This window comes from Comamonas sp. UBA7840, assembly GCF_002501455.1.
GTDB lineage: Bacteria > Pseudomonadota > Gammaproteobacteria > Burkholderiales > Burkholderiaceae_C > Comamonas > Comamonas jiangduensis.
Genome location: NZ_DLTI01000001.1, coordinates 1 through 6,090, shown reverse-complemented (window position 1 = coordinate 6,090; position 6,090 = coordinate 1). Strand labels below are relative to the sequence as shown.

Below are 6,090 nucleotides of genomic sequence, written 5' to 3'. Positions count from 1 at the left end.
ACCCCGGTTTTTCCATCTCAATCTGACCCACGCATTAACCCTAGCCTGCTGCTTTTATGTGCAGCGCAAGCAGCGCGACAAACGCCCGCGCCTGGTCAAGTCCCATTGGTAACCCCGGCTAAGGTTTGAGCCTCAGGGGGGCTTTGCTGACACTGCCAACCAGTGAAACCAGCAAAGGCACGTTATGGCCACCGATCAAGAACGCCAGCAATTGATTAACCAGATTCCGACCGAGCAGGGCCGTGCAGCACCAGCTGCGAAGCGGCTAGGTGGCTTGAGCACCTCGGAAGTCGGGCGCAATCTGTCCAATACCGCCATAGCCTTGCCTGCTGTGGGCGGTGCAGTGCGTGCGGTCGCGGCAGTGCCAGCGGTATCCCGTCTGGTGGGAGCTGGCGTAGCAGGGGCTGGCAGTGTGGCCGGTGCCGCAAAAGCCGCTGCCCCTTACCTTACCCCGGGCGCAGGCCTGGCTGCTGTGTCTGCAGCCTCCGAAGCAGAGCGCCCAGCAGCCGCACAGCGCTTGACCACCTACCAGCCGCAGGGCCTGCCTCCCCAGCAGCCGGTAGCATCACCTGCACAGACACAAAGCGCCGCCGCGGCGATTCCGAATGCCCAGACTGGCCAGATCGAATTCGATGCGGCCACGAACACCTACTCTGGCAAGGATGTGGGCGCTGGGGCGCAGATCGTGAATGGGCGTGGAGGCGGTGGGATTTCAGCGCAAAACATGCAGGCGGCAGATCAACTCAGTGCCAATCAACGCTTGGCAAGTGTCACAAGAGTGGCCCAAGGGATGGCTGGGGGAGATGGTCAGCCTCAACCGATGATCAACACCGTTCGCGCCCCATCAGTGGCCCACAGTGGCAATGACTTCACGAGCCGTGAGGCACTGCGCCGCGCCAAGATGGACGCTAGCAGCTTGATTCATCAATCGAGCTGGGCGCCAAAAGGGTCTGCCAAAGCTGCGCAAGATCGTCTGGCCATGGTGCAGCAAGCCGATCTGGCCGCGCAAGCTGCGCAGCCACAGCTAGATATGCAGGCCCAGGGCCTGAATGTGGCATTGACCCGTGAACAGATGAGCCAGACTGGTGCTAACCAGCGCGCCGCCATGGGCGAGCGCACTGCTGCACAGCGGCTGGTCATGGATGGGCGCCGCTTGAACTTGGAGGAAGCTACGCAGGGTTTCCAGAACCGTCAGGCGCAGCGAGTGGAGCAAGCCCAAGCTGAGTATCTGAATGCCGAGACTGACGAGGCGCGCAACGCGGCGCAAAAGCGGCTGGCCACATTAACCGGACGCACCGATGCGGCAGATTGGGGCGTGCAGGTGACGCCGACCACCAAGAACGTAGATGGCTCGACCACGCAAGGCAGTGTGATCCGGTACAACAAGCGCACGGGCGAAGTGCAGCGCGTGGATGATGGTGGCGCGGGTGACGGGCCAGCCAAGGTGTCTACTCCTGAGCAACTGAAGGCGTTGCCTGCGGGGTCGATTTATATCGGGCCAGATGGCAAGCAGTACCGCAAGAATTAGGTGTGCCTAACGCACTTTGCGCAAGACATGTACAATATGTGGTACATATCAAGGAGAGAGTTGTGCATGTAGTTAGCTTCACCCAAGCGCGTAGCGAGTTCAAAGGCGTGATTGATCGCGTGGTGGCGGACTGCGACGTGACTTTGATCCACCGCCGTGATGGCGAGAACGCTGTGTTGCTGTCTGAGTCCACATACAACAGCATGCTGGAGACCTTGCACCTGCTGCAAAGCCCTGCGAATGCGCGCCGCTTGATGGCGGCTGTGGAGCAAGACCGCAGGGGGGCAGCCAAGGCGCAAGCCCTGATTGAAGAGTGAGTCGCGCTATCAAATTTCTCCCAGGTGCTTGGGAGGATTACCTGTATTGGCAGGGACAAGATAAGAAAACACTCAAACGCATCAACCTGCTGCTGACCGAAGCTGCGCGCGATCCTTTTGTGGGGACTGGCAAGCCGGAGCCGCTGGTAGGCAACTTGTCTGGTTACTGGTCAAGGCGCATCGACCAGACTAATCGGCTCGTGTACCGCGCTGATGACGATGATCTGGTGGTGTTGCAGTGCCGCTACCACTACGAAAATTGACGAAGCGCAGCCTCTCGGAAGAGGGGGTCGCGCGAAACGTATTGGATCGTCAAGAGCTTGCTTGCAGTTGTGGCGAAGAGAGCACCAATAGCTCATTTGGAGCTAGGCCGTTTGGTGTTTGCTAAGATAGCACCGTATAGTAGGTAAGCCTAAGATAGTCCGATGGTGGGCTGAGGTTGATCTATACCAATACCTTCTACATGATCCAAGCTCGACCACAGACCATAGGCACCGCACTTTTTGATGAGGTGCAGCTTTATGTTGACCATCCAGAGCAAATTTCAGATTTGAACTTGCGGAGGCTTGAACGTGAGGCTAATAAACTAGCGAAAGCTGATGCGGCAACAGCCAGTACGATCAAGGCAGCGATCGCGGCGTTGCGCTGGGATACTGATGCAGTTGAGTACTGGACTGCAAATGCGCTTCGTTTGGAACGGTCTTACAACGTCCTTGCTAATGGCTCAATAAACAAAGGTTTGATTTGTGATTTACGCGATGCAGCAGATCTCGCGTATGAGGCAATGCAGTTAGTGGGCAATGATTCGGAAGTGGCACTTCGAACTTGTCACACCTTGATGCTTGATGCTCGATTCGATGAGACGCTAATCCTAGCTAGCAAATTTCTGGGTGTGAATGAAGATTTTGAAGATATCGTCATTCACGCGAAGTCTGCGTTGACTAACTTAGAGTATCTAGGTATTGATCCTGAGGAAGTAAAGCGTCAAGTTGAGATGGCTGGCTTGGTTGCTAAAGAGCATCAAGTGCGAATTGCTGGGATTGAGGCTTACGGAATAGATGATTTTGAGGATGGTGGTCGATTTGTCGCATCCATTCACATCGAGGGTGATATCCATAAAGAAATTGCATTGGATGCAGCATTTGTTGAAAAATTTATTGATGATTCCAATTGGAATCCAATGAAGCTGAGTGTTGAATTCCATTATTTGACTCAAGATGAGCTGCAGTCCAACTGATCTTCTGACGCTGGCTAACACTTTAGGTAGCCGTGAAGGGTGCAGTGAAGTAGAGTTGCGATGCGCTACTTCGCGTGGTTACTATGCTGCACTTCATACTGTTGATGAAACTATTCCAGCCGTTTTAGGGGTAGAGCGTCAGCGGAATGAGGGGTCACACGCCTTTGTGATACGGCGTGCTTTTATGTATGGTGAGGGAGCAAACCCTGGCCGAGTAGAAGCGAAAAAAATAGCATTGGCCATGAAAAAATTGAAAGATCAGCGAAATCATGCTGATTATGATCTGAGCCAAGATTACCAAACACGTTTCAAAGATGATGCAATGGCACGTGTTGAGGCAATACTCGGTTATTGCTTGAATATTCAGAATGCAATAAGTTCACAGAGTATTCAAACTGGTACTTAACATAAGAAGTTCCTCAAAAGAGGGATTTTTTGGGAGCCTGCGCTTGAACCGTTGGCGTGAAGTAAGGTACTTTTGATGCAGTCTTTCGATTGCATTCGGGAATATGAGCGCTGTCATCATAAAGCGGTAGTTCTACATTCCGTTGTTTCACACAATGCATCGTGCTAGGTGAGCGACGTGCAGCCTGCGAGAAATGGACAGATCAGGGCTGCGCTCTCTAGGAAGGTATGCATAAGGTCCACTTGAAGCGGGTTGTGTTGACGAGGCCTAGTTGTTAGAAACTTTGCTCTGCTAGGTTTATCCTAGTCAACTGGGCAGCGCTTAAGGAGCCATCATGAGCAATCGGCAGCTGGAAGAGCAAGCGGAGCGAGATAGTGATCAGAAAGTGGCTACCTATTTAGGCCTGACCTACGATGAGTATCTCTATCTGCAACCAAGCGTCGAAGAGATGGCTGGGGATGATGGACTGATTTATGGATACCTGGTCACGTTTGAAACCCCTGTTCCCGCTGATCTGGCTGCAAAGATGGGTGGCTTGAACGACGGAGAGGTCGCGCTGCCGCCTGGTTTCTTTGACACGGAAGAGCAAGATCCAGAATGGCCGCAAGGCTGACGAGTTATGTAAGACCCGCTTCGGCGGGTTTTTTATTGCACCCCGGCTAGGGTTAGGCCAAGCGCGCGCCTTGAGCGAATCTGCCGGGATGGCGCAAGACAAAGCATGGTGGAAGCAGGGCTCCACTGAAATCCAGCCCACGCCCGCAGCAACTTCGAACGCTCAGCCCTCTGGAGAGTGGTGGAAACAAGGCGCGACCTTGGTAGAGCCAGAGCCGCCATCGCTGGCTCGATCCGTGGGAGATTCAGCGATTGCTTTGGGCACGGGCGTAGCCCAGGGCGTCAAGATGGTCTCGGATGCTTTTGGTGCGGACAACGCGGTCTCGCGCTTGATGGGTAAAGGCATTCAGGCGGCCGAAGGCCTGGAGTCCGACTACCGCAAGGCCGAAAAACAAGAGCGCGCACGCAAGATCAAGACCGCCGAGGATTCCGGCAGCACCTGGGAAGAGGTGAAGGCCTATGCCGGCAGCTTTGCGGACGCACCGCTGGACACCACCCTGAATGCCGTGGGCTCGGTGGTGCCAACGCTGGCCGCTGCTGCGTTGACGGGCGGCGGTAGTGCCGCTGCACAACTTGCTGCACGTGCCGCACCGATGGCGATTGGGGCTGTGCAGGGAGCGGGGGCGGTCAAGGGTGGGATCTACGAAGCGGTGGAGCAGCGGCATTTGGAAGCTGGTGCCACCCCTGAGCAGGCCGCAGCGCGCGCTAGTGCTGCGCAGGCCTATGACGGTGACAACTTGGGCAGCATTGCGACGGGTGCAGGGCTGGGTGTGCTGGCGGGCTCCACTGGTGCAGAGGCTGCTGTGCGCCGTCTGGCCAGCGTGGGTGCAGCCAAGCAGGTGGCAGACGCATCTGCCGTGGGGATCGCCAAGGGCGCGGCAGTGGGCGCCGCCAAAGAAGCGCCCATGGAGGCAGTGCAGGGTGGGCAGGAGCGACTGGCCGCCAACCTGGCGGAGCAAAGCGAAGGGTTTGATACCCCAACCATGCGTGGTGTCTTGGGTCAAGCCGCGCTGGAAGGTATGGCCGCCGCTCCCCTGGGTGGTGGGCTGGGCGCCGTCGAGGCCAGCGGGCGAGCTGGGCGTGCTGATCACGCCGCAGCACGACAGAATGCTGAAGCGGCAGCGCAGGATGCCCAAGCCAAGACCGATGCCAGCCGTGCTGCAGTTGCCACCGCAAGCCATTTCGTTGAACGGTCAGCTGGGCTTGGCATTTGGTGCCCGAGGAAGCGGCGGCAAGAACGCCTTCAAAGCCCACTATGAGCCTGGCAAGGTAGTCATCAACCTGACCAAGCGCACCGGTGCAGGTAGCTTGGGGCACGAGTGGTGGCACGCGGTAGACAACTATTTCTCCCGCATGCGCAGTTTTGCCGATGGGTTTATGACCGATTCCAGCGATGTCAGGGCAGCTGCAAGCGGGAGCAAATACTTTCCACGCGGTGAGGGTGTGCGTGCCGAGATGATTGAAGCCTTTGGTGCAGTGATGCGCGCCATTGGCAGCACGGGCTTGCGTGCGCGGGCGAAGCTGCTGGATGAGCGCCGCTCCTCTGACTACTGGAGCACCGATGTAGAGCTGAGCGCGCGCGCGTTTGAGAGCTACCTGATTGCCAAACTGCAGGATCAAAACGCCAGCAATGATTACCTGGCCAATGTGGTGAGCCCCAAGGTTTGGGAGACGGCTGCTCAAGCAGGGTTCAAGTTGGATGAAGCTTACCCATATCCCTCCATCGATGAAATGGCGGCCATTCGCTCGGGCTTTGATCATTTCTTTGATCAAGTGCAGACCACAGAGACAGAGCAGGGTGTGGCGATGTTCAGCCGCACAGATCAACCGGTAGTGACCAAGCCAACCGCCATTCAACTGCGCAAAGCGATGGTGCAGCGCACTGTCGATCAACTGTCGAGCGCTTGGGTCAACCGGCCCAGCATCACGGTGGTGGACAGCATGGCAGACCCTCTTGTGCCTCAAAAGGTGGCTTGCCAAGCGTTCCAAA

The 6,090-nt window shown here is 56.5% G+C and carries 8 protein-coding genes; all 8 read left to right on the top strand.

Annotated features, from left to right (window positions below):
* The first annotated feature begins 184 nt into the window (after nt 1–184).
* Nucleotides 185–1,528, top strand: a complete 1,344-nt coding sequence (locus B3R00_RS00040; protein ID WP_286996672.1) for a hypothetical protein — start codon at nt 185–187, stop codon at nt 1,526–1,528.
* Between the two features lie 62 nt (nt 1,529–1,590).
* A complete protein-coding gene (locus B3R00_RS00035; protein WP_286996671.1) occupies nt 1,591–1,845 on the top strand; it encodes a type II toxin-antitoxin system Phd/YefM family antitoxin in 255 nt (84 codons plus the stop codon).
* A complete protein-coding gene (locus tag B3R00_RS00030; RefSeq protein ID WP_286996670.1) occupies nt 1,842–2,108 on the top strand; it encodes a Txe/YoeB family addiction module toxin in 267 nt (88 codons plus the stop codon). Before B3R00_RS00035 ends, B3R00_RS00030 begins: the two co-directional genes overlap by 4 nt.
* A gap of 200 nt (nt 2,109–2,308) precedes the next feature.
* Complete coding sequence (locus tag B3R00_RS00025; protein ID WP_286996668.1) at nt 2,309–3,082, top strand: hypothetical protein; 774 nt, start codon at nt 2,309–2,311, stop codon at nt 3,080–3,082.
* Nucleotides 3,063–3,488, top strand: coding sequence for a hypothetical protein (locus B3R00_RS00020; RefSeq protein ID WP_286996667.1), 426 nt, complete (start codon nt 3,063–3,065; stop codon nt 3,486–3,488). The genes B3R00_RS00025 and B3R00_RS00020 overlap by 20 nt, the downstream gene beginning before the upstream one ends.
* A 334-nt stretch (nt 3,489–3,822) precedes the next feature.
* A complete protein-coding gene (locus tag B3R00_RS00015; RefSeq protein ID WP_286996666.1) occupies nt 3,823–4,101 on the top strand; it encodes a hypothetical protein in 279 nt (92 codons plus the stop codon).
* 70 nt (nt 4,102–4,171) lie between these two features.
* On the top strand, nt 4,172–5,359 hold the full coding sequence (locus tag B3R00_RS00010) for a hypothetical protein (RefSeq protein WP_286996665.1): 1,188 nt from the start codon (nt 4,172–4,174) through the stop codon (nt 5,357–5,359).
* Nucleotides 5,286–6,090: LPD1 domain-containing protein (locus B3R00_RS00005; RefSeq protein WP_349682253.1), on the top strand; the 805-nt coding region annotated here is incomplete at its 3' end. The genes B3R00_RS00010 and B3R00_RS00005, both read left to right, overlap by 74 nt.

Bases quoted from the DNA above. Each gene is read 5' to 3' on its own strand.
- B3R00_RS00040 (WP_286996672.1), top strand. From the start codon at position 185: ATGGCCACCGATCAAGAACGCCAGCAATTGATTAACCAGATTCCGACC.
- B3R00_RS00025 (WP_286996668.1), top strand. From the start codon at position 2,309: ATGATCCAAGCTCGACCACAGACCATAGGCACCGCACTTTTTGATGAG.
- B3R00_RS00020 (WP_286996667.1), top strand. From the start codon at position 3,063: ATGAGCTGCAGTCCAACTGATCTTCTGACGCTGGCTAACACTTTAGGT.
- B3R00_RS00015 (WP_286996666.1), top strand. From the start codon at position 3,823: ATGAGCAATCGGCAGCTGGAAGAGCAAGCGGAGCGAGATAGTGATCAG.